Annotated in this window: 24 protein-coding genes and 1 tRNA gene; 20 read left to right on the forward strand and 5 right to left on the reverse strand. The window is 65.8% G+C overall.

All coding sequences use genetic code 11. The features are described from left to right. Nucleotides 1-97: 97 nt before the first annotated feature. Nucleotides 98-2,833 carry a DNA gyrase subunit A gene (gene gyrA / locus HUK65_RS12895; protein WP_179906684.1) on the forward strand — a complete coding sequence of 912 codons (2,736 nt, stop codon included), beginning with the start codon at nucleotides 98-100 and terminating at the stop codon, nucleotides 2,831-2,833. Nucleotides 2,834-2,893: 60 nt separating this feature from the next. Further along, nucleotides 2,894-3,244, forward strand: a complete 351-nt coding sequence (locus HUK65_RS12900; protein WP_179906685.1) for a DUF6614 family protein — start codon at nucleotides 2,894-2,896, stop codon at nucleotides 3,242-3,244. Nucleotides 3,245-3,403: 159 nt separating this feature from the next. Here the strand turns inward: HUK65_RS12900 and HUK65_RS12905 are convergent, their stop codons facing one another. Next, nucleotides 3,404-4,189, reverse strand: coding sequence for a DeoR/GlpR family DNA-binding transcription regulator (locus tag HUK65_RS12905; protein ID WP_179906686.1), 786 nt, complete (start codon nucleotides 4,187-4,189; stop codon nucleotides 3,404-3,406). 238 nt (nucleotides 4,190-4,427) lie between these two features. Between HUK65_RS12905 and glpD the strand changes: the two genes are divergently transcribed. From glpD to HUK65_RS12960, 11 genes are all read left to right on the forward strand, one after another. After that, the gene (gene glpD / locus HUK65_RS12910) at nucleotides 4,428-6,029 is read left to right on the forward strand and encodes a glycerol-3-phosphate dehydrogenase (RefSeq protein ID WP_179906687.1); all 1,602 of its coding nucleotides are present in this window, start codon (nucleotides 4,428-4,430) and stop codon (nucleotides 6,027-6,029) included. Between the two features lie 71 nt (nucleotides 6,030-6,100). Continuing rightward, a complete protein-coding gene (glpK, locus tag HUK65_RS12915; RefSeq protein WP_179906688.1) occupies nucleotides 6,101-7,588 on the forward strand; it encodes a glycerol kinase GlpK in 1,488 nt (495 codons plus the stop codon). 112 nt (nucleotides 7,589-7,700) lie between these two features. Further along, nucleotides 7,701-8,198, forward strand: a complete 498-nt coding sequence (locus tag HUK65_RS12920; protein ID WP_179906689.1) for a MarR family winged helix-turn-helix transcriptional regulator — start codon at nucleotides 7,701-7,703, stop codon at nucleotides 8,196-8,198. A gap of 139 nt (nucleotides 8,199-8,337) precedes the next feature. Then, nucleotides 8,338-10,347, forward strand: coding sequence for a CocE/NonD family hydrolase (locus HUK65_RS12925; RefSeq protein ID WP_179906690.1), 2,010 nt, complete (start codon nucleotides 8,338-8,340; stop codon nucleotides 10,345-10,347). A 96-nt stretch (nucleotides 10,348-10,443) separates the two neighbouring features. Next, nucleotides 10,444-11,268: a helix-turn-helix domain-containing protein gene (locus HUK65_RS12930; protein ID WP_179906691.1), complete on the forward strand. Its 825-nt coding sequence runs from the start codon at nucleotides 10,444-10,446 to the stop codon at nucleotides 11,266-11,268. Between the two features lie 149 nt (nucleotides 11,269-11,417). Then, nucleotides 11,418-12,995 carry an ABC transporter substrate-binding protein gene (locus tag HUK65_RS12935; protein WP_179906692.1) on the forward strand — a complete coding sequence of 526 codons (1,578 nt, stop codon included), beginning with the start codon at nucleotides 11,418-11,420 and terminating at the stop codon, nucleotides 12,993-12,995. A gap of 62 nt (nucleotides 12,996-13,057) precedes the next feature. Then, complete coding sequence (locus HUK65_RS12940; RefSeq protein WP_179906693.1) at nucleotides 13,058-14,002, forward strand: ABC transporter permease; 945 nt, start codon at nucleotides 13,058-13,060, stop codon at nucleotides 14,000-14,002. Continuing rightward, complete coding sequence (locus HUK65_RS12945) at nucleotides 13,999-14,844, forward strand: ABC transporter permease (RefSeq protein ID WP_179906694.1); 846 nt, start codon at nucleotides 13,999-14,001, stop codon at nucleotides 14,842-14,844. Before HUK65_RS12940 ends, HUK65_RS12945 begins: the two co-directional genes overlap by 4 nt. Then, nucleotides 14,841-15,812: an ABC transporter ATP-binding protein gene (locus HUK65_RS12950; RefSeq protein ID WP_179906695.1), complete on the forward strand. Its 972-nt coding sequence runs from the start codon at nucleotides 14,841-14,843 to the stop codon at nucleotides 15,810-15,812. The genes HUK65_RS12945 and HUK65_RS12950 overlap by 4 nt, the downstream gene beginning before the upstream one ends. Further along, nucleotides 15,809-16,789, forward strand: a complete 981-nt coding sequence (locus tag HUK65_RS12955) for an oligopeptide/dipeptide ABC transporter ATP-binding protein (protein ID WP_179906696.1) — start codon at nucleotides 15,809-15,811, stop codon at nucleotides 16,787-16,789. Before HUK65_RS12950 ends, HUK65_RS12955 begins: the two co-directional genes overlap by 4 nt. Then, nucleotides 16,786-18,213, forward strand: coding sequence for a C69 family dipeptidase (locus tag HUK65_RS12960; RefSeq protein ID WP_179906697.1), 1,428 nt, complete (start codon nucleotides 16,786-16,788; stop codon nucleotides 18,211-18,213). The genes HUK65_RS12955 and HUK65_RS12960 overlap by 4 nt, the downstream gene beginning before the upstream one ends. A 119-nt stretch (nucleotides 18,214-18,332) precedes the next feature. On the opposite strand, the gene thpR is transcribed toward HUK65_RS12960, so the two are convergent. Continuing rightward, on the reverse strand, nucleotides 18,333-18,875 hold the full coding sequence (gene thpR, locus HUK65_RS12965) for an RNA 2',3'-cyclic phosphodiesterase (RefSeq protein WP_179906698.1): 543 nt from the start codon (nucleotides 18,873-18,875) through the stop codon (nucleotides 18,333-18,335). A gap of 145 nt (nucleotides 18,876-19,020) precedes the next feature. Between thpR and HUK65_RS12970 the strand changes: the two genes are divergently transcribed. The 5 genes from HUK65_RS12970 (at nucleotide 19,021) to HUK65_RS12990 (ending at nucleotide 21,854) form a co-directional block, all read left to right on the forward strand. Next, on the forward strand, nucleotides 19,021-19,782 hold the full coding sequence (locus HUK65_RS12970) for an SDR family oxidoreductase (RefSeq protein WP_179906699.1): 762 nt from the start codon (nucleotides 19,021-19,023) through the stop codon (nucleotides 19,780-19,782). Beyond that, nucleotides 19,779-20,423, forward strand: a complete 645-nt coding sequence (locus HUK65_RS12975) for an enoyl-CoA hydratase/isomerase family protein (protein ID WP_327787126.1) — start codon at nucleotides 19,779-19,781, stop codon at nucleotides 20,421-20,423. The genes HUK65_RS12970 and HUK65_RS12975 overlap by 4 nt, the downstream gene beginning before the upstream one ends. A gap of 9 nt (nucleotides 20,424-20,432) precedes the next feature. Then, nucleotides 20,433-20,783 (forward strand): hypothetical protein, encoded by a 351-nt coding sequence (locus HUK65_RS12980; RefSeq protein ID WP_179906701.1) that lies wholly within the window; start codon nucleotides 20,433-20,435, stop codon nucleotides 20,781-20,783. Between the two features lie 36 nt (nucleotides 20,784-20,819). After that, entirely contained in the window at nucleotides 20,820-21,320 is a 501-nt protein-coding gene (locus HUK65_RS12985) for a copper chaperone PCu(A)C (protein ID WP_179906702.1), read from the forward strand. Between the two features lie 75 nt (nucleotides 21,321-21,395). Next, nucleotides 21,396-21,854 carry a low molecular weight protein-tyrosine-phosphatase gene (locus HUK65_RS12990; RefSeq protein WP_179906703.1) on the forward strand — a complete coding sequence of 153 codons (459 nt, stop codon included), beginning with the start codon at nucleotides 21,396-21,398 and terminating at the stop codon, nucleotides 21,852-21,854. Here HUK65_RS12990 and HUK65_RS12995 read toward each other — a convergent pair. Further along, nucleotides 21,846-22,160, reverse strand: coding sequence for a hypothetical protein (locus HUK65_RS12995; protein ID WP_179906704.1), 315 nt, complete (start codon nucleotides 22,158-22,160; stop codon nucleotides 21,846-21,848). The genes HUK65_RS12990 and HUK65_RS12995 overlap by 9 nt on opposite strands. Nucleotides 22,161-22,533: 373 nt before the next feature. Here HUK65_RS12995 and HUK65_RS13000 point away from each other — a divergent pair, with 373 nt between their 5' ends. Then, on the forward strand, nucleotides 22,534-24,348 hold the full coding sequence (locus HUK65_RS13000) for a serine hydrolase (RefSeq protein WP_407692433.1): 1,815 nt from the start codon (nucleotides 22,534-22,536) through the stop codon (nucleotides 24,346-24,348). A gap of 11 nt (nucleotides 24,349-24,359) precedes the next feature. Here the strand turns inward: HUK65_RS13000 and HUK65_RS13005 are convergent, their stop codons facing one another. After that, the gene (locus tag HUK65_RS13005) at nucleotides 24,360-24,824 is read right to left on the reverse strand and encodes a RidA family protein (RefSeq protein ID WP_179906705.1); all 465 of its coding nucleotides are present in this window, start codon (nucleotides 24,822-24,824) and stop codon (nucleotides 24,360-24,362) included. Between the two features lie 87 nt (nucleotides 24,825-24,911). Further along, nucleotides 24,912-25,676, reverse strand: a complete 765-nt coding sequence (gene yaaA, locus HUK65_RS13010) for a peroxide stress protein YaaA (protein ID WP_179906706.1) — start codon at nucleotides 25,674-25,676, stop codon at nucleotides 24,912-24,914. Between the two features lie 272 nt (nucleotides 25,677-25,948). Between yaaA and HUK65_RS13015 the strand changes: the two genes are divergently transcribed. Next, nucleotides 25,949-26,025 (forward strand) — tRNA-Arg (locus HUK65_RS13015). Nucleotides 26,026-26,329: the final 304 nt, after the last annotated feature.

The following is a 26,329-nucleotide window of genomic DNA, read 5'->3' on the forward strand; positions in this document are numbered from 1 at the left end:
CGGAATCCGGTTCAGGGCATCATTGCACCCCATATGCGGGTTCGGCTATAAGGCGGGCACCGATATCTTGTAGCGGTACCAAACCCATGAGGCGCCTGTGACCGACGGTCCCGAAACCCCTGAAGACAATGGACAAACCCCGCCCGGCGCGGGGCTGCCCACGGTAACCATCGAAGACGAAATGCGCGCCTCGTATCTGGATTACGCCATGAGCGTGATCGTCAGCCGGGCGATCCCCGATCTGCGCGACGGCTTAAAACCTGTGCATCGGCGCATCCTTTATTCGATGCACATGAACGGCTTTACCAATGACAAGCCCTATCGCAAATCCGCCCGCGTGGTGGGCGATGTGATCGGCAAGTATCATCCCCATGGCGATTCGGCGGTCTATGACGCGCTGGTGCGCATGGCGCAGCCGTTCTCCATGTCGCTGAAGCTGCTGGACGGACAGGGCAATTTCGGCTCGATGGACGGCGATAACCCCGCCGCCATGCGCTACACCGAGGTGCGCATGGACAAACCCGCCGCCGCCCTGCTGGCCGATATCGGCAAGGATACGGTGGATTTTCAGGACAACTATGACGGTCAGGACCGCGAACCCACCGTCCTGCCCGCGCGCTTTCCCAACATGCTGGTCAATGGCGCGGGCGGGATCGCCGTGGGCATGGCCACCAATATCCCGCCGCATAACCTGGGCGAGGTTGTGGACGCCACGCTGGCCCTGATCGACAACCCGGACCTGACCAGCTCGGATCTGATGGAATACGTTCCCGCCCCGGATTTCCCCACCGGCGCGCTGATCCTGGGCCGTTCGGGCGCGCGCAAGGCGTATCTGGAGGGGCGCGGGTCCGTCATCATCCGCGCGCGCACGCATATCGAGGAATTGCGCAAGGACCGCTTCGCCATCATCGTGGATGAAATTCCCTATCAGGTGAACAAATCCACCATGGTTGAGAAAATTGCCGAGGCCGTGCGCGACAAGCGGATCGAGGGGATTTCCCATGTGCAGGATGAATCCGACCGGGTCGGCGTGCGCGTGGTGGTGGAGCTGAAGCGCGATGCCACGCCGGATGTGGTGCTCAACCAGTTGTTCCGCTTCACGCCCATGCAGACCAGCTTCGGCTGCAACATGCTGGCGCTGAACGGCGGGCGGCCGGAACAGCTGACCTTGCGCGATTTCCTCACCAAGTTCATCGGTTTCCGCGAAGAGGTCGTGGCCCGCCGCACCGCCTATGACCTGGCCCGCGCGCGCGAACGCAGCCATGTGCTCTGCGGTCTGGCCGTCGCCGTGTCGAATGTCGATGAGGTCGTCGCCACCATCCGCTCCAGTGCCGATCCGGCCGAGGCCCGCGCCCGCCTGATGGAGCGCCGCTGGCCCGCCGCTGACATCGCCGATTACATCCGCCTGATCGACGACCCCAGCCACACGGTGAACGAAGACGGCACCTATAACCTGTCCGAGATTCAGGCCCGTGCCATTCTGGACCTGCGCCTGCAGCGCCTGACCGCCATGGGCGTCAAGGAGGTCACGGACGAGCTGGAAGAGCTGGCCGCAAAGATCAAGGATTACCTGGATATCCTGCGCTCGCGCGCGCGGATCATGGAGATCATCGGAGATGAGCTGCGCGAGGTCCGCGACGCCTTCGCCGTCCCCCGCCGGACCGAGATCGCCGACTGGGCCGGTGACATGGAGGATGAGGACCTGATCGAGCGTGAGGAGATGGTCGTCACCATCACCTCGGGCGGGTATATCAAGCGCACGCCGCTGGCCGATTTCCGCGCCCAGCGCCGCGGCGGCAAGGGGCTGGCCGGGATGGCCACCAAGGATGATGATGTCGTCACGCAGCTGTTCGTGGCCAACACCCATACCCAGCTTCTGTTCTTCACCACCGACGGGATGGCCTACAAGCTGAAAACCTGGCGCCTGCCGCTGGGCGGGCGCAACGCGCGCGGCAAGGCCATGGTCAACATCCTGCCCATCGCCGCCGGTGTCAGCATCGCCGCGATCATGCCGGTGGAGCGCCCCGAGGATGAATGGGACAACCTGCAGATCGTCTTTGCCACCTCGGACGGTTCGGTGCGGCGCAACGCCCTGTCGGATTTCACCAATGTCATGCGCAACGGCAAGATTGCGATGAAGCTGCCGGAAGATGTCAGCCTGGTGAATGCGCGCATCTGCGGCGCGGATGATGACGTGATGCTGGTCACCGCGCTGGGCCGGGCCATCCGTTTCCGCAGCACTGATGTGCGCGTCTTCAAGGGCCGCGATTCCACCGGGGTGCGCGGCATCCGCCTGGCAAAGGGCGACCGGGTGGTCTCCATGGCCGTGATTCGTCATTTCGAGGCCGACCCGGACGAGCGCGCAACCTATCTGAAGATGCGCCGCGTCATGGCCGGGGTGACCGACGATGACGGCGACGAGGATGAGGAAGCCGCCGGCGGCCAGCTCAGCCCCGAACGCTACGCCGAGATGTCCGCGGCCGAGGATCTGATCCTGACCATCACCACCCGCGGCATGGGCAAGCTCAGCTCCAGCCATGGCTATCCGGTGCGCGGGCGCGGCGGGCAGGGCGTGGCGGCCATGGACCGCGCCATGCGCGGCGGCCCGCTGGTGGCCTGTTTCCCGGTGGATCCGTCGGACCAGATCATGCTGGCGACCTCGACCGGGCAGTCCATCCGCGTGCCGGTCGATGGCATCTCTTTCCGCTCCCGCTCGGCCGGTGGGGTGCGGGTGTTCAACACATCGAACGGGGAACATGTGGTTTCGGTGGCGCGTATCGCCGAAACCGGTGACGAAGACGCCCCCGAAAGTGATCCCACGCCCGAGGCGTGAGCCTGGCGCAACCCTCCGTTTACCCCCGATGGCTATACTGCGGGGAAACGGAGGGCTGCGATGAATCTGTATCACTGCATGATTGACCTGAAACCGAACGCCAACCCGCTGGCCTTCGCCCATGCGCTGGAACAATGGATGGTCGATCTGGCACAGGCAGGCTGCGTTGAGAGCTGGCGACTGTTCCGGCGCAAGCTCAACCTTGCCGGCCCCGGCTGCGCCGATTTCCTGCTGGAGATCGAGGTGACGGAACTCGCCCAGCTGGATGCCGCCTTCCATTATCTGGGGCTGGCCGGGCATGACAGCGAAAAACGCTATGACCAGATGCACCAGATGATCGACCGCGCCGAATTCGGCCTCTACCGCCCCTTCCCCGATCCTGCCGGGACCGAACGGCTGGCCCTGGTGTGATGTGCCCGGACAGGCGGACACGCCACCACTCCATGCGGGTCACGCGGAGGACAAGACCCTCCAACGGGCGCAAGCACGCAGGGTGGGCGGCTGGGCGCTCTCTCGTCGTCACTCTGCGGCGCATCCTTCAGGTGCGCGCAAGCAAACCGCCCGCGCGCTTCAGCGCGATACCGCCCCAGGGTCGGCGCCCGCAAGGATCACCGCGGTCTCCCAGAGGGCGCATCGCTCCTGCACCATGCGCGGGGGGGCACTGTCCGTGTAAAAGCGGCTGAGCTGGCGCAATGAAGCAATCCTTGCCGGCGCCCGGCGCCGGAATTTGGAGCAATCGGCCACCAGATAGCTCTGCCGCGCCTGTGCGATGATGGTCTGGCTGACCCCCACTTCCTGAATGTCGAAATCCAGCAGGTCGCCATCCTCATCCAGTGCGGAGCAACTGATCACCGCCAGATCGAACTTGAACTCCTGGATCGCCCGCGTGGTTATGGTGCCTACCAACCCCCCATCGGTGCGCCGCAGCAACCCGCCGACCAGGATGATCTCGCACTCCGGGTTGGCCACCAGAATATTGGCGACGTTCATGTTGTTGGTCAGCACCATGATGTCACGATGCTGCAGCAGGGCGCGGGCCACGGCCTCGGTTGTCGTGCCGATGTTCAGGAACACAGCGCTGCCGTCGGGGATATCCTGCGCGCAGCGCGCGGCGATCGCGGCCTTGGCGCCTTCGTTCAGAGCGCGGCGCTCCTCATAGCCGATATTCGCCACGGCTGACGGCACCACGGCCCCGCCATGCACGCGCTCCAGCTTGCCCTCTTGGGTCAGGGCCGCCAGATCACGCCGGATGGTCTGGACCGTTACCCCGAAATGGGCGGCCAGCCGCTCCACACCCACCCGGCCTTCGCGCCGGGCGATTGCCATGATCTCTGGCAGGCGCAGGTTCTGGCTCATTGCGGGCACGCTGGCTGTTGGCGATGATTCGGCCCTTCCGCATCCGTGAAAAGTTCGCTTTTTGCGGCCAATGCAAGGAAGCGCGCAACCGAACCGAAACTTTTCATGAACATTTGCCCTTCAAGGTTTCGCTTTCCCAAAAAGCGAAAATACAAGCATCGGTCCATGATTGCAATTGCGCGTTTCCACTCCCGCAGCTACGTTCCTCTGGTCTTATCCGGAACAGAACAGGCCCTTCATGCCCAGCGATACACGGCAAGCCTTGCCCGATGGTGATACCCTCCATGACCTGCTGATCATCGGCGGCGGGATCAACGGCTGCGGCATTGCCCGCGATGCGGCGGGCCGGGGGCTGTCGGTGGTGCTGGCGGAAAAGGGTGATCTGGCCGGGGCCACCTCGTCGGCTTCAACCAAGCTGTTCCATGGCGGGCTGCGCTATCTGGAGTATTTCGAATTCCGCCTGGTGCGCGAGGCGCTTGTCGAACGCGAAACCCTGCTGCGCGCCATGCCGCATATCTCCTGGCCCATGCGCTTTGTGCTGCCCTATCACAAGGACATGCGGTTCGAGAGTGACACGCCGACCTCGAAGCTGCTGTCGATTTTCATGCCCTGGATGCGCGGGCGCCGCCCGGCCTGGCTGATCCGGCTGGGGCTGTTCCTCTATGACCATCTGGGCGGGCGCAAGATCCTTCCCGGCACCGCCACGCTGGACCTGACCGGCACGCCTGAGGGCGCACCGCTGCAGGACCGGTTTGCAAAGGCTTATGAATATTCCGATTGCTGGGTCGAGGATTCGCGGCTGGTCGTGCTCAACGCCCGCGACGCGCAGGCCCGTGGCGCAACCATCCTGACCCGGGCCGAGGTCACCTCGGCCCGGGTTGAGGACGGCATCTGGACCGTGACGGTCCAGACTGCAGATGAGCGCCGGACCCTGCGCGCGAAGATGCTGGTCAATGCCACCGGCCCCTGGGTGGGCGATGTGATCCATGGCAAGCTGCGGCTCAACAGCCAGGAGAATGTGCGGCTGGTCCGCGGCAGCCACATTGTCACGCGCAAGATCTATGACCATGAGAAATGCTATTTCTTTCAGGGCACGGACGGGCGGATCATCTTTGCCATCCCCTATGAGCAGGATTTCACCCTGATCGGCACCACCGATGCCGAACATGACGACCCGTCGCGCGCGCCCGCCTGCACCGATGCGGAACGCGATTACCTCTGCAATTTTGCCAGCCAGTATTTCAAGAACCCGGTCACCGCCGACGATGTCGTCTGGAGCTATTCTGGCGTGCGTCCGCTCTATGATGACGGGGCCAGTTCCGCCACCGCGGCCACGCGCGACTATACGCTCAAGATCGACCGTTCGGCCGGGGCGCCGGTGCTGAATGTCTTTGGCGGCAAGATCACCACCTATCGCCGTCTGGCTGAATCCGCGCTGCAGAAGATCGGCACCGTCCTGCCCCTGGCGCGGGAAAACTGGACCGCCGGTGCCGCCCTGCCGGGCGGGAGTTTCGCGCATGACGGCGGGCCCGCGCTGGTGGCGGACCTGCAGCGCGCTCATCCGTTCCTGTCCGATTTCTGGGCCCGGCGCCTGATCCGCGCCTACGGGACCGAGGCCCGCGCCATTCTGGGCGATGCCACCAAGGCCCGCGATCTGGGCCGGGATTTCGGCGCCACCCTGACCGAAGCCGAGGTGCGCTGGCTGATGGACCGCGAATTCGCCCGCAGCGCCGAGGATATCGTCTGGCGGCGCAGCAAGCTGGGGCTGCGGCTGACCCCGGATCAGATCCGCGCACTGGACGGTTGGATGGCGCAGCAGACCACCGCCCCCGCGCCCTGACGCCACGCGACTTGCACGCCCCCCGCAATTGCCACAGTCTGGTCGCCTATTGCAGCAACGGAGACGCACCCATGACCCATATTCTGGCCCTGGACCAAGGCACCACCTCCAGCCGCGGGATCGTCTTTGGCCCAGACATGCGGATCGTTGCCGTCGCGCAAGAGGAATTCCCCCAGCATTACCCGGCCTCGGGCTGGGTGGAGCATGACCCTTCGGACCTCTGGTCCACCACCGCCGCCACGGCCCGCGCGGCGATCGAAAAGGCCGGGCTGCGCGCCCAGGACATTGCCGCGATCGGAATCACCAACCAGCGTGAAACCACGGTGATCTGGGACCGTCAGACCGGCAGGCCCATCCACAGGGCCATTGTCTGGCAGGACCGCCGCACCGCCGATTTCTGCGCCACCCTGCGCGACAATGGGCATGAACCGGTGATTACCGCGCGCACCGGGCTGCTGGCGGACCCCTATTTCTCGGCCACCAAGGTGAAATACATCCTGGACAAGGTGGAGGGCGCACGCGACCGGGCGCGCCGGGGTGAGCTGGCCTTCGGCACGGTCGACAGCTGGCTGATCTGGAACCTGACCGGGGGCCAGGCGCATGTCACCGACGCCACCAACGCCGCACGCACCATGCTCTATGACATCCACAAGGGCCGCTGGAGCCGCACCATCTGCGATCTGTTCGACATTCCCATGGAGATCCTGCCCGAGGTGCGCGACTGCGCATCCGACTTCGGCATGACCCGCGCCGACCTGTTCGGCCGCGAAATCCCCATTCTGGGCGTGGCGGGCGATCAGCAGGCAGCGACCATCGGTCAGGCCTGTTTCCGCCCCGGAATGCTGAAATCCACCTATGGCACGGGGTGTTTCGCGGTGCTGAACACGGGCGACACGCCGGTGACCTCGCGCAACAAGCTGCTGACCACCATCGCCTATCAGCTGGACGGCACGCCCACCTATGCGCTGGAAGGGTCGATCTTCATCGCCGGGGCCGTGGTGCAATGGCTGCGCGACGGGCTGCAGATCATCCGCAGCGCACCCCAATCGCAAACCCTTGCCGAAGCGGCGGACCCGGCGCAATCGCTGATCTTGGTCCCTGCCTTCGTGGGGCTTGGCGCCCCCTATTGGGCGCCTGAAGCCCGCGGCGCGGTCTTCGGGCTGTCGCGCAACTCGGGGCCCGCGGAGTTTGCCCGCGCGGCGCTGGAATCGGTGGGCTTTCAGACCCGTGACCTGCTGGAGGCGATGCAGGCGGACTGGGCGCGCGAAGGGGCGCAGCCCTCGCTCAGGGTGGATGGTGGCATGGCGGCCAGCGATTACGCCATGCAGTTCCTGTCCGACATCATCGGCGCCCCCGTGGACCGCCCCGAAGTGCTGGAAACCACCGCCCTGGGCGCGGCCTGGCTGGCCGGACAGGGCGCCGACGTCTATCCGGCCATGGAGGAATTCGCCCGGGGCTGGGCCGTGGAACGCCAGTTCACCCCCACCATGGCCGCAGACCGGCGCGAGGCGCACTACGCGTATTGGCAACGCGCCGTGCAGGCGGTTCTGTCGGTCTGACCCGATCCGCATTGCAGAATGCGCGTGATTTTTCCGAAAATGCGATCCCCGTTTAACGCAAAGTTTGGGATTTCAGGGCTACGGTCTCCTGGCTCAGGAAACGGAGATCATCATGAGTTTTCATGCCGGTGTGAAAGGACAGGCGCAGCAGGACCTGTTGGCGGGCTATCTGGATGGTCTGGGGCTGGTTGAGCGGCTGCACCGGTTGCTGCTGGATGTCATCAAGGATGAGTTCGAGCGGCTGAACATCCTGGACATCAACGCGGTGCAGGCGCTGATGCTGTTCAACATCGGCGACAATGAAGTGACAGCAGGCGAGCTGAAATCGCGCGGCTACTATCAGGGCTCGAACGTGTCGTACAACCTGAAGAAACTGGTGGAAATCGGCTACATGCACCATGAGCGCTGCGTGATCGATCGCCGGTCGGTCCGCGTGCGCCTGACCGCCCGCGGGCGCGAGGTGCGGGCCATCGTTGCCAATCTCTTTGCCCGCCATGCCGAAAGTCTGACCGAACAGCAGGTCATGGACCTGCAACGGCTGGAGGAACTGAACCATACGCTCAAGCGGTTGGAACGGTTCTGGACGGATCAGATCCGCTATATCTACTGATCTCCGCCCGGGTTCGGCGCCTGCACGCGCCCTGACTGCGTCAGCCATAGCGTCTGATCGCGTCAGAATCGCGCCGTTCGCGCGATTGCACCCCCGGGCGACACGGCCTTTGCTTGCGCTGTAGGGACAGGGGCAGGCAATGACCGAAAGTGACGCAGCAACACGCAGCAGGCAGGGGTATCAGGTTCTGGACCCGGTCTGGATCCCCATGCCCGATGGCACCCGCCTGGCCGCCCGCATCTGGATGCCGGACTCGGCCCGGACCGCTCCGGCGCCCGCGGTGCTGGAATACCTGCCCTACCGCCGCCGGGACGGCACCCTGCCGCGCGATGAACTGACCCATGCCTGGCTGGCGCAGCGCGGCTATGTCGGTGTGCGCGTGGATATCCGCGGCAATGGCGACTCGGGCGGGTACATGACCGATGAATACTCCAAGGCCGAGCTTGAGGATGGTCTGCAGGTCATCGCATGGCTGGCCGCGCAGGATTGGTGCAGCGGCGCGGTGGGGATGATCGGCATCAGCTGGGGCGGGTTCAACGGTTTGCAACTGGCGCAACTGGCCCCACCCGCGCTGAAGGCCGCTGTCACCATCTGCTTCACCGATGACCGCTATGCCGATGACATCCATTACATGGGCGGCTGCCTGCTGACCGAAAACAAGGGCTGGTCCTCGCAGATGCTGGCCTATTCCTCGCGCCCGCCGGATCCTGAGGTGGTGGGCGCGGCATGGCGCGACATCTGGCTGGACCGGCTGCAGCACCAGCCTCTGCATATCCAGACCTGGCTGGCCCATCAGCGCCGCGATGCGTATTGGCAGCGCGCCTCGGTCTGTGAGGACTATGGCGCGGTAAAGGCCGCGATCCTGGCCGTGGGCGGCTGGGCCGATGCCTATTCCAATGCCGTGCCACGCACCATCGCCGGGCTGTCATCCCCGGTGGCCGGGATCAACGGCCCCTGGGCGCACAAATACCCCAATGTCGCCTGGCCGGAGCCCGCCATCGGCTTCCTGCAGGAGGTCAAGGCCTGGTTAGACCACTGGCTGCAGGGCGAAGGCCCCACCCCGGACATGCGGTATCGGATGTTCATGCTGGACTCCGAGCCACCCGCGCGGCGCATGCTGGCGCGCAAGGGGCGCTGGATCGCCGAACCCTCCTGGCCCTCGCCGCGCATCGGGCGCAAGGTGCTGAAGCTTTCGGAGCAGGGGCTGGGCGGCACCGCGGGCAGCGGCGCGCTGGTGGTCCGGAACCCGCAGACCCTGGGCCTGGCGGGGCAACGCTTCTGCCCCGGAATGCGCAGCCTGGACGAACTGGCCGATGACCAGCGCACCGATGACGCGCTGTGCCTGACGCTGGACAGCGCGCCGCTGGGCGATCCCATGGATATCGTCGGCGCCGCCAGGCTGACCCTGCGGCTGCGCGCCGATCAGCCCACCGGCTTTGTGGTGGCGCGGCTGGGCGACCTGCGCCCGGATGGCAGCGTGGCCTTCATCACCATGGGGATGCTGAACCTCACGCATCGGGACGGGCATGACAGCGTGACCCCGCTGACACCCGGCGCACCGGTCACGGTTGAGGTTGCGTTCAATGACATCGCCTATCGGCTGCCGGCCGGGCACCGGCTGCGACTGGCCCTCTCCACCGCCTACTGGCCGATGATCTGGCCCTCGGCCGCGCCGCTGACACTGGAGCTGGACCCGCAGGGCTGCGCGCTGGACCTGCCCATCCGCCCCGAACTGGCGGAACCCGCGCCAGAGTTCGCCCCGCCGGAACAGACGCGCGAGGGCAGCGCAACGCCGCTGCGCCCTGAAGCCTTTGACCGGCACGAGGAGCTGCTGCCCGATGGCACACAGCGCCTGACGCTGATCACCGACGGCGGCTGCGCGCGTCAGGAGAGCACCGGGATGGAGGTCGGCAAGGTCATCACCGAAATCTGGGACATCCACCCCGATGACCCGCTGTCCGCCCGCCATGAAACGCATTGGAGCTTCACCGTCGGTCGGGGCGCCTGGAAGACGCGGACGGAAACCCATACGGTCATGACCGCGGACGCCACGCAATTCCACATCACCGCCTGGCTGGAGGCATATGAGGGTGAGACATGCCTGACCCGGCGCGACTGGGACTTCTCCATCCCGCGCGACGGGGTGTGACGGGTGTGACGGGACCGCCCGTAATCGGGCCAAGGCACTGACGCGATCCGACGCAATATCGCTTGCATGAGCGCGCCAACCCGATAGGGTTGCGCCATGCAGGACAATATTGCGCGCAACCTGAAGCTTTTGTGCAGCTATGCCCCGTCGATCGCCGAGGTCTGCCGCGGGCTGGGCGTCAACCGCCAGCAATTCACCAAGTATCTCAGCGGGGCATCGCGCCCCTCGGCGCGGAACATGCGGCGTATCTGCGACTATTTCGGCGTGGAAGAGACCGAGCTGATGATGCCCCATGGCCGCTTTGCCGAGCTGGTGTCTCTCCGCCCGCGGGCGCGCCACCTGCTGCGCGCGCTGGGTCCGGCGGCAACGCATATCGACCGGATGATCGCCAGTTCGGTGGACAGTCTGCGGCCCTATTGCGGCTATTACTTCTACTACTACTACACCCCCTCACGCCCCGGGATGATCCGGCGCTCGGTGCTGCGGATCGCCGGGTACAAGGGCGTCTATTACACGCGCCTGTCGGAACGTATCCAGCCCGAGGAAAGCCCCCTGGGGCGGTCGCATTTCATCCGCTACATCGGTGTCGCGCTCATGCTGGGCGGGCGGATATTCATCACCGACCACAATTCCAACGCGCTGCGGTCGCTGTCGCAGACGATCCTGTTCCCGGCGGCGGGCGAGGTGCCGGAATTCCTGACCGGCATGACCCTTGGCGTGCAGGGACGCAGCGCGCGGTCCCCCTTTGCCGCGCAGGTGTTTCTGGAATACCTGGGCCCGCAGATCAATCTACGCCCCGCCATGGCGCAGACCGGCATCTTTGCGGCGGACAGCGCCGCACTGCCCCGGCATATCGCGCGGATGCTGGCTGTGGGGGGCGAGGGGCAGCATATGCTGACCGCACTGGAGCTGCCCGCCTGACGCGATCTGACGCAAGTTGCGCGTCGGAAACATCTGCATCGCCCCCAATGCGCAGTTGCACCGACGCAAGCATGGCCTGCACGATGCGTCGATAACATAATGGCCGGAACGCGCAGCGCCGCGCCGGTCCACCAAACCGGGAGCCTCTGATGACAAAGACCAGACCCTCTGCCCCGTTCTCCAACGTGACTCGGCGTCAGCTCATGGCCGGCGCCGCCGCGCTCAGCGTCGGCGCGATGATCCCCGTCGCCGCATGGGCGGATGGCAGCCGCCTGAATGTCCGTGCTTATCTGGAACCCGATGACTATGATCCGCTCGATGCCTCGGGCTTTCTGGAAGAGCTGCTGTATGGCTGCATCTATCGCAAGCTGATCCAGTATGTCCCGGGCGAGGAATGGGACTGGCAGCTTGATCTGGCCGAGAGCATCGAGCAGACCAGCCCCACCACCATCGAATTCCGCCTGAAGGAAGGCCAGATGTGGTCCGACGGCTATGGCGAGATCACCGCCGAGGATGTCAAATTCTCGATGGACCGCCATATGGTCGAGGAGAACAACTCCCGCATCAAGCCTGACCTGGGCAGCTTCACCCATGTCGAAGTGACCGGGACTTATTCCGGCATCATCCATCTGGACCGGCCCTTTGCACCGCTCTGGACCATCGCCCTGCCCTATCTGGCCGGCACCGTGATCTGCAAGGAAGCGGTCGAGGCCGCAGGCGGCAAGATCACGACCGCCGTGCCGCCTGCCGTCTCGGGCCCCTATCGCGTGGTGGAACACCGGCTGGGCGAGCGTTGGGTTCTGGAACGCAACCCCGAGTTTTCGGGCACGCCCGCCGATTTCGAGCGGGTGGACCTGATCGTTGTTGTGGACGATTCGGCAGCCGAAATCGCCAAGGACGCGGGCGATGTCGATTTCACATCCATCGGCGCCGGTTCAGTCCAGCGGCTGCGTGACAATCCGCCCGCAGGGTCCCGGATGACCGTGCACCCGGCGCTGTTCTATCACTGGGTCGGGCTGAACGTGCAGCATCCGAAGTTCGAAGATGAGCGCGTGCGCCAGGCGATCATGCACGCCATCGACGTGCCCTCGATCATGCAGGCGGCGTTCTTCGACGTGGCCGAGCCCTCCACCGGCATCATCGCACCGGGGCTGATCGGGCACCGCCCCGAAACCCTGATCCCGCCACAGGCCGATTTCGCCCGCGCGCGCGAATTGCTGGACGAGGCCGGGATCGACCGGCTGGAAATCAATATCGACGTGCTCAACAATGTCACCCACACCACGGCGGCGCAGGTGATGCAGGCGATGATGGCGCAGGCGGGGATCGACCTGAACATCAGCGTGCACGAATCGGGGTCATTCTGGAGCCTGGGCGTCGCCGCCGATGGCGACCGCTGGCAGGATCTGGAGCTGACGATCAAGCGCTTCTCGATGACCCCGGACCCGTATTACGCCACCGCCTGGTTCGTGTCCGACCAGATCGGCGACTGGAACTGGGAGCAGTTCTCGAGTGAGGAATTCGACCGTCTGCATGACGAGGCCCTGTCCGAAACCGACCCCGATCTGCGCGACGAGATGTATCGGCGCATGCAGGACCTGATGGAAGAGTCAGGCGGTTACCGCTTCCTGACCCATGGGGTGACCGCCAACCTGTTCGCTGACAGCATCGCCCCCGCCACCCGTCCGGATGGCCTGCCGCTGGTGCAGTTCTTCCGCCGCGCCTGATCTGCCTCCTGGCCCGTCCTGAACATGCGGGACGGGCCAGGGTTGCCACTGGGGGAGCCCTGATGCTGCAATACGCCTTTCAGCGTGTTCTGCTGGCGTTGGCCATTGTCTTTGTTGCCATATCAGCCCTGTTCACCATCATGATCACCCTGCCGGGGGATCCCACGACGGTGCTGCTGGGCCCGCGCGCCACGCCGGAATTGCGCGCGGCCTTTCGCGCCAACATGGGGCTGGATGATCCGGTTCTGGTGCAGATCGCCAATTTCTGGGGCCGCGTGCTCACCGGCGATCTGGGCATGGATTACAACCGCAACCGCCCCGTCGCCGAGGCCGTGTTCAGCGCCCTGCCGCATACCATGGCGCTGGTTTTCGGGGCGATCTTCTGGTCGGCCAGCCTGGGCATCCTGTTGGGCGCGTTTTCCGCCGACAATCGCAACAGCTGGCTGGACCGGGTGACGGGGGTGATCTCGGTCGGGTTCATCGCGGCGCCCTCTTTCGTGGTGGCGCTCTATTCGCTGCTGCTGTTCAGCGTGACCCTGCGCTGGTTCCCCACCATCGGCGCCGGAGAGCCGGGCGACATCCTCAGCCGCCTGTATCATCTGGCGCTGCCTTCCTTTGCCATCGGGCTGGCCTGGGTGGGGTATGTGGCGCGGATCGTGCGGGCCTCGATGCTGGAAACCCTGGGCGAGAATTACATCCGCACCGCCCGCGCCTTTGGCCTGCCGCGCCGGACTGTCATCTACGGATATGCCCTGCGGCTGGCCATCCTGCCGGCGGTGCAGGTGCTGGGCGTAGGGATCGGCGGGATGCTGTCCTCGGCGGTGTTTGCCGAGATCGTGTTCTCGCGCCCCGGGCTTGGCTCGCTCATTTATGACAGTGTTTCGGGGCGGAATTACCCGGTGGTGATGGGCTCCATGCTGGTGGCCATTGGCTTCTTTGTCACCTGCGCGCTGATCGCCGATCTGGTCAATGCCGCGCTGGACCCGCGCCACAGGGTGAAATCATGAGCTTTCGCCATACCCTCGCGGGCCGATTGATGGCCGACCCCATGGCCGTGGTGGCGCTGATCATCATCACCGCGCTGGTCGCAATCGCGGTCTTTGCCGATGTGATTTCGCCCCATGATCATACGGCGATGAACCTGGCGGACCGCTTTGCGCCCCCGTCATCAACCTACTGGCTGGGCACCGACAATCTAGGGCGGGACACGTTTTCACGGCTGGCCCAGGGCAGCCGTATCGCGCTTTATGTAGCGCTGACGGCGGTGACCATATCGGGGCTGATCGGGCTGGTTCTGGGCATGATCGCGGGGTTCGGGCCGCGCTGGCTGGACAATCTGCTGCTGTTCATCTTCGACACGCTGCGGGCCTATCCCACCATCATCCTGGCGCTGGCGCTGGCGGCACTGATGCCCCGGGGCCTGTCCACGGTGATCATCGTGGTGGTCATCACCTCCTTTGCCGAATACGGGCGGGTGGTGCGCACGCAGACGCTATCGCTGAAGAATGCCGAATTCATCCTGGCCGAACGCGCCATGGGGGCATCCTTCGGGCGGATCGTGTTCCACCATGTGCTGCCCAATGTGCTGGGGCCGTTCTTTATCCTGGCGGCGATGAACCTGCCGGTGGTGATCACCATCGAGGCCGGCATGAGCTTTCTGGGCATCGGTGTGCCGCCCGGCACGCCCAGCTGGGGCGCCACGCTGAAGGACGGGTTCGACTATATCCGCAACACGCCCTGGATCATCATTGCCGGGGGGCTGCCGCTGATCCTGGTCACGCTTGGCTTCACCTTTCTGGGCGAGGCGCTGCGCGACCAGCTTGACCCGAAACTGAGGAAATCACGATGACCGACACCCTGAATGTGGACGGGTTGACGGTCCATTACGCCACCCGCGAGGGCGCGCTGCAGGCCCTGCGCGATGTGGCGCTGGACGTGCCGCCTGGGCAGATCGTGGGGATCGTGGGCGAATCCGGCTGCGGCAAATCCACGCTGATCAACGCGCTGCTGCAACTGATGCCGGAAAACGCCCGCATCGCCAGCGGCGCCATCCGGCTGGAGGGCGAGGATCTGATCGGCGCCCGCGCGCGCCGTCTGCGCGACCTGCGCGGACGCGATATTGCGGTGGTGTTTCAGGATCCCATGACCTCGCTCAACCCGGTGCTGACCATCGGACGGCAGATGCACGATATCCAATACCGCGAAAAGCGCAGCACCGCGGAAAAGCGCCGCATGGCCGCCGAGATGCTGGGCCGCGTGGGCCTGCCGGACCCTGCGGCCAAGCTGGACGCCTATCCGCATGAGCTTTCGGGCGGGCAACGCCAGCGCGTGGCCATCGCCATGGCGGTGCTGATGCGCCCCCGCCTGCTGATCGCCGACGAGCCCACCACCGCGCTGGACGCCACGCTGGAGGTGCAGATCATCGAGTTGCTGAAGGAGCTTCAGCAGGAAATCGGCTGCGCGATCCTCTTCATCTCGCACCATCTGGGGGTGATAGCGGAACTCTGCGACCGGGTGGTGGTCATGTATGCGGGCGAAGCGGTCGAGGAAGGCCCCGTTGCAGATGTGTTCCAGCGCCCCGGCCATCCCTATACCGCCAAGCTGATCGAATGTGACCCGGGCCGGATGAAGACGCGGGTGGCGCAACTCCCGTCCATCCCCGGCGATTTGCCAGACCTGACCGACCCGCCCGCGGGCTGCATCTTTCGGGACCGCTGCGACCGCGCCGCAGAAAGATGCCGCACCCGCCCGGACCGCGTAGCCCTGCGCGGGGCCCATTGGGCGCTCTGCCATTTCGCGGCCGAGGTCTCGGCATGAGCGCGCCGATCCTGACCCTGCGCGATGTGGTGGTGGAGTTTCCCGCCCTCCATGGCCTGAAGGCACTCATGGCCCCGTCCGCCGAGCGCCGGGTGCAGGCGCTCAACGGCATCTCGCTTTCCGTGCAGCGGGGCGAAACCCTGGCCATCGTGGGCGAATCCGGCTCGGGCAAGACCACGCTCGCCCGTGCCATCAACGGGTTGCTACCCCTTGCCGGGGGTGAGGTCTGGTTCAACGACACCGCCCTGCATGCGCGCCCCGACTGGCACGCCACCCGCCGCCAGATGGCGATGATGTTCCAGGACCCGGTCGGCTCGCTCAGCCCGCGCAAGACCGTGCGCGATCTGGTGCTGGAACCCTTCGCCATTCACAGGCTGCGCGTGGACAATGCCACGGCCAAGGCGACCGAGCTGTTGCGCGATGCCGGGCTGAATGCCGATTTCCTGCACCGCTACCCGCACCAGCTTTCCGGTGGGCAGGCGCGGCGCGTGGGCGTCGCCCGGGCGCTGGCGCTCAACCCCGCGCTGGTGCTGGCGGATGAACCCACGGCGGGGCTGGATGTGTCGGTGCAGGGGGAAATCCTGAACCTGTTGAACCGGATCAAGGGCGACCACGGGCTGACGACGGTGATCATCACCCATAACCTGAACATCCTGCGCCACATCGCCGACCGGATTGCGGTGATGTATCTGGGCCGGATCGTGGAGATCGGCCCGGTCGCGGCGATCATGGAGCGCCCGCGCCACCCTTACACCGCCGCCCTGATGTCCGCGAACCCTGAACCGGACCCCACCGCCCGGCGCGAACGGATCATCCTGTCGGGCGAAACCCCGGCCCTGACCGCCCGCCCGCCCGGGTGCGAGTTTCACACCCGCTGCCCTGTCGCACGCTCGGATTGCGCCCACCGCGTGCCCGCGCTGGACGCGGCAGGCACGCGCGCAGTCTCCTGTCACTATCCACTTCCCGAGGACGCATGAGCTACGGCATCTATATCGGGCGCAACCACAGCGCCGATGGTCACGCATGGCTGGCCGGGTACGGCGATGAACCCTCCAGCCACTGGCTGGAAATTGCCCCGCGTGCCGAACATGCCCCAGATGCAGTGATCGAGGTCGGTGTCTCGCCCGCCGCTGATTTGCCCGGCCAGCGCAGCACCATCCCCCAGGTGCCCCAGACCTTCCGCCACCTGCGCGTCAGCTACAGCTATTACCTGGGCGTGCCCGCGCCGATCACCAATGGCGGGCTGAACGAACATGGCGTGGCGGTGCGCGATATCTGGTCAACCTCGCGCAAGGAACTGGTCGACATGACGCCCCCGGACCAGCGCGGGCCGAATTATTCGGACCTGGCCCGTCTGGTGCTGGAACGTGCGCGCACGGCCCGCGAAGGGGTGGACCTGATCGCCGCGCTGATCGCCGCGCATGGCTATTCCTGCTACGGTGGCAATTCCCATATCATCGCCGACCCTGACGAGGCCTGGGTGGTGATCGAATTCGCCGGCGCGCAGAAGCTCTGGGTGGCCGAGCGGCTGGGCCCGGACAGCATCCGCGCCAGCCGCCCCGGCTATATCGGCACCATCCCCGACCATCCCACCGCCGATTTTCTGTTCCCCGATCACTTCACCGATTTCGCGGTGCAACAGGGCTGGTATGACCCCGCGCAGGGTCCGCTCGATGTCAACGCCGTCTATGGCGATGGCAAGGGCCGCTGGGACGGTGTCGCCTGGATCGAGGATGAAATGTGCCAGCGCGCGGCCCGCCCTGAAAAGATCACCCTGCCTGATGTGATCTGGTCCATCGCCACCGAACGGCTGACCGGTGACACAGCCGGCTATGGCCAGGTGGTGCCGCTGATGCACCCCGCGCATGACGCGCTGCGGGTGATGTGGCACGCGCCGGTGGGGCCGGTGACAGCGCCGCTGGTGCCGGTCTTCATGGGCATGACCGATGTGCCGCTGGAATACGGCCCCCACCGCTACCTGACCACCGGTGAAAGCGCGCGGTTCCTTGATGCCCGCCACGCCGGGCGCAACGGCGATACCATCAGCCATGTGCCCCAGGGGGCCGAGGTCACACATTCCGCCTTTGCCGTGCACAAGCGCCTGATGCATCTGGCCTTTCAGTTGCAGGACCCGTTGCTGGCCGAGCTGTTCGACCACGCCCGCCGGGCCGAGGCCACCTTGGCCGCCGACCTGCCAGCCGTGCTGCGCTCCGCCGAAATACTGCTCGATCAGGGCGAAGAACACCTCGCCCGCCGCCTGCTGACGGTGCAGGCCGCCGATTGGCTCAACCGCGCCCTGCATGACGCCCAGGCCCTGGCCGAAGCCGCCGAGCATCGCCTGCGCAACCTCGGCGCGTTGAACCTCAGCGCCAACCCTCTGAAACCGGATCAGATCTGGTAACACCGGACGCCACCCGGCACCCTGACCGGCGCCGCGCCGGTCAGCGCCCCCGGGGCGCGCAGGGTGGGTGGGTGGGCGCGGCCCGGGGGCGCTTCCCCCCTCATCCAGAAGCGCCGGCATCAGGGCAGCAGCGGATACTCGGCCAACACGTCATACTCCGGCTCCGGCTGACGCAGCCAGGACCGCATCAACGCGAAATGGTCCACCCGGAACGGCCCCGCGCTCAACAGCCCCGCTGCGGCCACCGCCTGCTCCAGCCTCGGCAGGTCGGCGGCCTCGGGGGAAAAGCGCGACAGCGTGACATGGGGGACAAAGCGGCGCGCCTCCAGCGTCACCCCGGCGCGGCGCGCGGCCTGCGCCACCTTGGCCTGCAGATGTTCCAGCGCCGGTTCCGGCGCCACCCCCGCATGAAGGTTGCGTGGGCGCTTGCCTCCGAACAGCCCCAGCCCCCGCAGGCGCAGATCGAACGCGGGCGCGCGCAGATCGGACAGGGCCGCGTGCACTTCGTCCAGAACCGGATGCGACAGCTCGCCCAGAAACGCCAGCGTCAGATGCAGGTTCTCGGGCGCAACCCGGCGCGGCACCGGCAGCGCCATCTGCGTCAGCACCAGCGCGCTGCGGATATCCTGGGGCAGGGTCAGGGCGACAAAGCTACGAATCATGCGGGTCCTTCCGGCCGGGGTGGCCATCTTCTCGGCACCGACCCCAAAGCTCGGGCCCGCGCGGTTTTCAGCCATCGGGCGCTTCCCCTTCGCCCGCTCTCGTCCTAACTTGCGCCAAGTCACCTGATCAACCCGGAGCCTCCCCATGCCCATCGACACGGCCAGCCTGAACGGCAAATCCGTCCTGATCACCGGCGCCAGCCGCGGAATCGGCGCCGAGGCGGCTCGCGCCTTTGCCCGGGCCGGGGCGAAACTGGGCCTGGCCGCGCGCAGCGCCGACAGCCTGGCCGAACTGGCCGGGGAAACCGGCGCGCTGGCCCTGCCCTGTGACGTGGCCGATTATGCCTCGGTCACCGCGGCGGTGGCACGGATGGAGTCCGAACACGGCCGTCTGGATGTGCTGATCAACAACGCAGGCGTAATCGACCCCATTGCCCCCATTGCCGACAGCGACCCCGAGGCCTGGGGCCAGCTTATCGACATCAACATCAAGGGCGTGTTCCACGGCATGCGCGCCGCCCTGCCCGGCATGATCGCCCGCGGAGGTGGCACCATCATCACCGTGGGCTCCGGCGCGGCCTATAATCCGCTCGAAGGCTGGGCCGCCTATTGCACCTCCAAGGCCGGGGCGCTGATGCTGGGGCGCGTGGCCGATGTGGAAACCCGGGGCCGGGGCATTCGGGTGCTCAGCCTGTCACCGGGCACCGTGGCGACCAACATGCAGGAACGCATACGCGACAGCGGCATCAACGCGGTCAGCCAACTGGACTGGTCCGCGCATATCCCGCCCGAATGGCCCGCGCAGGCGCTCTTGTGGATGTGCACCGCCGATGCCGACGGCTGGATCGGGCGCGAGGTGTCCCTGCGCGAGGAGCCGATTCGCAAGCGGCTGGGCCTGATCTCGTGATCCTGTCGAACAATTGCGCGCCGATCCGCGTTCTGACCCTCAACCGCCCCGAGAAAGCCAACGCCCTGACCGGCCCCATGCTGGAGGCGCTGATCGAGGCCGTGGACCAGGCCCGGGCTGATCAGGTACGCGCGCTGATCCTGACGGGTGCGGGGCGGCAGTTCAGCGCCGGCGCCGACCTGGAGGCCGCGCGTGGGGGCCTTGCGACCTCTCCCCTGTGGGAGGCATTGTCCGGGCGCATCGCCGATCTGCCCTGCCTGACCATCGCGGCCCTGAACGGCGCGCTGGCCGGGGGCGCCTTTGGCATGGCACTGGCCTGCGACCTGCGCCTGGCAGTGCCGCAGGCGCGCTTCTTCTATCCGGTGATGAAGCTGGGCTTCCTGCCGCAGCCCTCGGACCCGGGGCGGCTGGTGGCGCTGCTGGGCCCGGCGCGGGCGCGCATGATCCTGATGGCTGGCGCAAGGATTGACGCTGAAACCGCACTGGCCTGGGGGCTGGTGGATCAGATCGCGCCGCCCGAATCGCTGCTGGAGCATGCCCGTACGCTCGCCACCGATGCTGCCGGGGGCAGCGCCGGGCATGTTGCGGCAATCAAGCGCATGACGCAACCAAACCTTCCCCCCGCCGGAAGCCTGCAGTAAGAACGGGTCATGATCCGTGCATTGTCCCCTGGTGCCGCCCTTGCCCTGGTCGCCGTTCTGGCGCTGACCAGCGTGACCTCGGCCATTGCCCGGGGGCAGTCACCCGCCGTGGATCAGGCCGTCATCTGCACCGGCACGGGTGTGGTAACGGTGGCGCTGGATGCACAGGGCAACCCCACGGGCATGGCCCACCCCTGCCCTGATTGCACCCTGACACTGGCCACCCCAGCGGTCTGCACGCAGAACCCCGGCCCCGTCGGCGCCCTGGTCCCGCTGCGGTTTGCTGCCGGTGCCAGCGTCCATGCAACCGCACACCCCATCCAGCCCATCCGTGCCCGCGCGCCGCCCCGTTCTGTCTGAACCCCTTCAACCCGAACTTCAGACAGGATCAGAACCATGAAATTCCCCATGCTCCCCGCTGCCATTGCAGCGGTTCTTTCCACGCCTGCCTTTGCAGATATCCATATCCATGACCCCTTCGCGCGGGTCAGTTCCATCATGGCGCAATCCGGCGCCGCCTTCATGGTGATCGAAAACCATGGGCCCGCCGAGGATCGGTTGATCGCCGCAGAATCGGAGGTGGCGCAGCGCGTGGAACTCCATACCCATCTTGAAGACGATCAGGGCGTCATGCGCATGATCGAGGTCGAAGAAGGCTTTGCCATTCCCGCCGGTGGCCAGCACGGGCTGGTGCGGGGCGGCGACCACGTCATGTTCATGGGCCTGACCCGGCAACTGACCCATGGCGATGTGGTCGCGCTGACGCTGATCTTCGAAAACGCCGGCGAAGTCATGCTGGAGGTGCCGGTGGACCTGGAACGTGCCGCGGATCATGGTCATTCCCACGGGCATGATGACGGGCATGATGACGGGCACGGGCATTCCCACGGCGACTGACCCCAAAAGCACGCAGGGTCCGGCCACCCGCCGGACCCTGTTGCCTTCGGGCCGCAGGCGCGCTTAGCTGGCGTCATGAATACGCACAGCATCCTGTTCGTTTGCCTTGGCAATATCTGCCGCTCGCCCACGGCCGAAGGCGTCTTTCGTGACATGGCGGCAGCGCAGGGGCTGACGGTGACAACCGACAGCGCCGGAACCGGAGACTGGCATATCGGCACGCCCCCGGACCGCCGCGCCACTGCCGAAGCGGCACGGCGCGGACATGACATTTCCGACCTGCGCGCACGCCAGATCACACCGGCGGATTTTGATCGCTTCGACCTTATCCTGGCCATGGACCGCAGCAATCAGCGCGATATCGAAACCCTGCGCCCGCGGGGCAATACCGTGCCGGTCAGGCTGTTTCTGCACTACGCCGCCACTCCCGTCACCGATGTGCCGGACCCGTATGTGGTCGGCGGCTTCGACCGGACCTTTGATCTGATCGAAGCCGCTAGTCGCGCGCTGCTGGCATCCCTGCGCTCAGAATGAGCAGCGCTGCTCCGCGGCGGCCCCAAAGGCACGGTAGCGCGTCCAGAATTCGTTATCGCGCGCACTGCGGGACATGCGCACATCCTGCGCCAGTTGCGGATCGCGGAAGAATCGCGCGGCGCGGCGCTGTTCGGCGCGGGTCAGCGTCTGATTCGCCACCGATCCGACACAGCGACACAGCGCGCGCGTGGCCTGCGGACGATCCGACCGATTGCAGGCCGATTCGATCGCACTTGCGCTTGCCGAAGCGGGGATCATGGGCACCAGAAGCGCGCCAAACACCGCTGCAATAATGGATTTCTGCATCTCAAGCCTCAGGTTCTAGGGTTGGCGTGGCGGTTGATCCGCCATCGCGGTTGCAACCAGTATGGAAACAATATGGCAAATCTTGGGCGAAGAAACGGTTAACCGAACCAATCCCATATCGCTGCTCCTTGCCAGTGCTCCCACGCGCAGGGTGACCAGGCTCATGCCTTTGCGCAAGCCCCTGAAAGGTCGCACCACCGGCATTCCTGCATCTGGTGACCCTTGCCCGCACCGGCACAAGATAGGCGAAAATGGCTTAAATGTGGCTCAGAACCTCATGATATAAGGGGGTTTTCCACAAGCGAACGGTGTGCTAGCCTTTTCCAAAGACCCCACAGATAACAATCGGGGCTTGCAAGAGGCAGTGAGACACATGGCAATCGGCAGCATGGCCGTGATGCGCGGTTTCGCGTGTCTGGCGGCTTTCGCAATATCGCTATTTCTGGCCTCCGGTGTGGCCTACGGTGCCCCCTATGCGGCCATGGTGATGGATGCACGCGACGGGCGCGTGATCTTTGCGCGCAACCATGACACGCGGCTGCATCCGGCATCGCTGACAAAGATGATGACGCTCTATATCGCCTTTGAAGCCGTGAAACATGGCGAGATCAGCCTGGATACCCCGGTTCGGATCAGCAGCAACGCCGCCAACACGCCCTGTTCCTGCCTGGGTGTGCGTGCGGGCCAGTCCATCGCCCTGCGCTACCTGATCCGTGCGGCAGCGCTGCGTTCCGGCAATGATGCCGCCACCGCCATCGCCGAAGCCATTTCCGGCAGCGAAGCCGCCTTTGCCGAACGCATGACCCGCACCGCCCGCGCCATGGGAATGGAGAACACCACATTTCGCAATGCCCACGGTCTGACCGCGCAAGGGCATCTGTCCACCGCGCGGGACATGACCATTCTGGGGCGGCAGTTGTACTTTGACTTTCCGCAGTATTACAATATCTTCGCGCGCCGGTCTGATCATGCCGGTATCGCCACCGTTCCCAACACCAACCGCCGCCTGCTGGATGCCTATCGCGGGGCCGATGGGATCAAGACCGGCTACACCCGCGCCGCCGGGTTCAACCTGACGGCCTCGGCGGAACGCAACGGGGTGCGGATCATCGCCACCATGTTCGGTGGCAGTTCAGGCGCGGCGCGCAACGCCCATGTGGCAGAGTTGCTGGACATGGGGTTTGCCCGGGCGCAAACCCGGGTTGCCACCCGCGCCCCGGCGACCCCGGCCTATCAGGGTGGGCGGGCTGTTGCCTCGGGGCAGACCCAAGGCACCGGCGACCGCCCCGCCCCAGACCGGACCGTTCGGCTGCAGACCACCGTGTCAAGCAGCCCGCGCCCCCTGCCCCGCCCCGCAGCAGAACCGGCCGAGGAGATGCTTCTGGCCCTTCAGCAAAGCGTGGGGCAGGCTGTGTCCGAACTGGCCAGCACCGCCGAGCCGGAACGCACCCCTGTCGCCACGGAAGAGGGAATCGCGCTGGCCGAACTCCCCGTTACCCCGCCTGTGCGCCCCGAAACCCTGTTGGCCGAGGCAGCGCCGGACACGCAGGAGACCCCCGCGGTGGACGAAGATGTCCAGCTGGCCCTGGCGGCAGCCGCAGGCTTTTCCACCGCCACGGCAGAAGACATCGCCGCCTTGGAAGATGACGGCCGCCTGTCCGCGCCGGATCAGGACCACACGGATGCTATCGACAGTGCGATCGCCATGGCCGGGACCAGCGATGAGGCCCACGTCGAACCCGTCGCCGCCAGTTTCGCGCCTGCGGCCGCCGCCCTGCGCCCGGAACCGCGCCCCGCCGATATGGCCAGCACCGACGGGCCAGCACCCAACGCCATGATCCAGCTGACCAGCATGAACGATGACGCAACCGATGACCGCGCCCAGGTCGCCATGGTCACCGAGGCCGCCGCCGCTGGCGGGAGCGAGATCGTCTCACGCGTGTCGACCTCCAGCGGGCGGGTCTGGGGCGTATCGCTGGGCCGGTTCAATTCGCGCCACGAGGCCGAGCGCATCCTGATCCAGACCGCCCTGTCCGAAGCCGTGGCCCTGGAAAACGGCCTGCGCCGCGTGCGTCAGCAATCCGGCGGGTTTGAAGCAAGCTTTGCCGGCCTGACCCGGGACGAGGCCGACATGGCCTGCCGCCGGATGAGCGCGCGCCAACGCACCTGCTTCATGGTCGCCCCCTGAGCGGCGCGGCTTCAGGCGATCTCGAACACGCCTTCGATCTCGACCGCCACACCCAGCGGAAGCGAGGGCACGCCAACCGCGGCACGGGCATGGCGCCCAGCCTCGCCGAACACCGCGACCATCAGATCGGACGCGCCATTCACCACCTTTGGCTGATCGGTGAAATCCGGGGTTGAGTTGACAAAACCTGTCAGCTTGACCACCTGCCGCACCCGCGACAAGTCACCGTCACAGGCCGCGCGCACCTGTGCAATGAGCGCAAGCGCGCAGAGCTTCGCCGCCTCCGCCCCCTGCTCGACGGCCATATCCGCACCCAGCTTGCCCTTGACCAGACCATCCGGCCCGGCGCTGATCTGGCCAGACACGAACACCAGCGCGCCGGATCGCACAAAGGGCACATAATTGGCTGCCGGAGCAGGCGCGTCAGGCAGTTCCAGCCCCTGATCGGCAAGGCGTTGTTCAACCGGGTTGCGCATGGGGGTGATCCTTCTTCCAATGCCTGGCGCAGCCTACCGCCGCGCCCTCCGCATTCAAGCGAAAAGCGCGGGGCCGGTGGCCTGCGATCAGCGGATGAAGACCGGGCGGTCAGGCTCGGACAGGTCCGGCGCATGGGCGTAACCGCCCGCGTCGAACTCCTGCAAGGCCTCCGGGTCGGCGATGCGGTTTTCCATGATGAAGCGCGCCATCGCCCCCCGCGCCCGCTTGGCATGGAAACTGACGATTCGCGGCCCGCCCTCTCGGTCCTCCATGAAGACCGGGGTGATCACCCGCAGCGCCAGCGCATCGCGGTCCACCGCAGCGAAATATTCGACCGAGGCACAGTTCACCAGAACCTCTGCCCCGACCTGCGCGGCATCCTCGTTGAGCGTGCGGGCAAGCCGGTCGCTCCAGAAATCATAGAGCGAGCGCCCGCGCGCGGTGCGCAATCGGCTGCCCATTTCCAACCGATACGGCTGGATCTGATCCCCGGGCCGCAGCACCCCATACAGCCCCGAAAGGATACGCAGATGCCCGCGCGCCCAGTCCAGCGCATCCAGGTCAAGGGTGCGCGCTTCCAGACCCCGGTACGTATCACCGGCAAAAGCAAATACGGCGCTTCGGGTGACTTCGGGGCAGGGGTCCTGCCGGAAGGCCGCGAATCGATCCCGGTTCAGCCGCGCCAGATTTGCACTGATCTTCATCAGCTCGCCCAAAGCATCCGCGTCCAGCGCCCCCGCCGCGGCGACAAGCTCGGCGGTCTCCCCGGCAAAGCGCGGCGGTGTGGCGCTCAGGTTCGGCTCAGGGGTTTCCCAGTCCAATGCCTTGGCGGGGGAAAGAACAACAAGCATGGAGCCTCCGACAGGTTATGCCCGCGGGAAACTAGCCATCCCGCCGCCCTTGTCCAGATGCCCCAGGCTGCAATCAGACTTGCGCACACCCTACCCCGGCCGCTATTGACCAAGGCGCCCCGGTCCGACCGGGTGAAAGCCGACGCATGCCCGTAGCTCGCCTGATCGAGCGGACGACTTCGAAGCGGTAGCTCTGGACAGGAAAGCCAGAGGCATTATAGGGAGGTGGCATAAGAACCGTCTCGGGCGAACCGTCTGGCAAAGCGCATCACGGTCCCGTAGCTCAACCGGATAGAGCACTCGCCTTCTAAGCGAATGGTTGCAGGTTCGAGTCCTGCCGGGATCGCCATGGCTTTCTTATCTTGTATGACGGGCATATGAGTGCGCAAAACGGCGGTTTTTGCTGCGCACCGTGTCAAGAGTTATTTTTCGGTCCGGCCATTAATTTACCAAGTTTCTGAAAAGATTACACTTTCTGACTAACGACATCTTCATGGCTGTCAGGTCGCGGATCGCGCCCGATTTCTGTTCTCTTTCAGATCAAGGGATGACCCTCCAGCGTCGCACCCTTCGCACCTAGTGTTCGTCACCTGACGCAAGATTCCCAACGGCTGCAGGGTGTGTCATACCTTGGGCATGAGACGCTCCGACAT

It is taken from the genome of Rhabdonatronobacter sediminivivens (assembly GCF_013415485.1).
GTDB lineage: Bacteria > Pseudomonadota > Alphaproteobacteria > Rhodobacterales > Rhodobacteraceae > Rhabdonatronobacter > Rhabdonatronobacter sediminivivens.